We start from the raw sequence: 773 nt of genomic DNA, 5'->3' as shown, positions 1-773 counted from the left end.
CTGCCCGGTTTGGCCCGGGCGACGTCGACGGATGCCTGGGCGGGATCGACACCGACGACGTCGACCCCGCGACCGGCCAGGAGAAGCGCGAACACCCCGGTACCGCAGCCGATGTCCAGAACCTGGCGCGCCCCCAGCTCTCGCGCGATCCGGAGGTAGGCACCGAGATCACTGCGGTCGGGGTCGAGCGGGTCGTAGATCCCGGCGAGTCGTGGATGCCCGAAGCAGTCGTCAGCCATGGGGCCGAACGTATGCAGAGCCGGTCGCGAAGGGCTATCGAGTTTCGTCGGTCCCGGCTGATTGTGGTTCTCGGGCGAAGGCCCCGCCATCGCCCTGACCACCCGCACCGTGCACTGATGAAACTTCGATGGCACAGGACACCGGCGGATGCCGGACGGCCTTCGGTCTCAACCTCTCGCAGACTCACCGGAAGGGCGTTCATCTGCGGAAAAACCCCAAGAAGCTCACAGGCTCAGCCAGTCCTCAGGCTGACGGACCCGGGCTCCGCGCCTCTGGCTCCGGCCCGTCCGTGAGCTCAGTGCGCAGTCCCGCCCGGGCCAGCGGAGCGTGGTTACGCCTTCTCGGTTGCAGCCATGTACGCAGCCTCGGACGCCGAACCTGTGGACAGCGGCCGCGTTTCGGCCGGGTCGGGCAAGGCGGTGAACGTGGCGGGCGCCGGGGCGCCCGGTGCGGGCACGGCCTTCAGCCAGGGGAAGGGCTGGAAATCGGCGCGTCACATGGAGTGCTTATGGGGAGATACGGCCGGTTGCAGC

The 773-nt window shown here is 68.7% G+C and carries 2 protein-coding genes; one reads left to right on the top strand and one right to left on the bottom strand.

Annotated features, from left to right (window positions below):
* On the bottom strand, positions 1 to 239 hold a 239-nt coding region (locus IG90_RS0138725), incomplete at its 3' end, for a class I SAM-dependent methyltransferase (protein ID WP_030596105.1).
* Between the two features lie 354 nt (positions 240 to 593).
* Here IG90_RS0138725 and IG90_RS45390 point away from each other — a divergent pair.
* The coding region (locus IG90_RS45390) for a hypothetical protein (protein ID WP_209443597.1) at positions 594 to 773 on the top strand (180 nt) is incomplete at its 3' end.

The sequence above is a fragment of the Streptomyces anulatus genome, assembly GCF_000721175.1.
GTDB lineage: Bacteria > Actinomycetota > Actinomycetes > Streptomycetales > Streptomycetaceae > Streptomyces > Streptomyces anulatus_C.
Note: the sequence above shows the minus strand (reverse complement) of the source record. Positions and strands in the feature narration are given on the sequence as shown.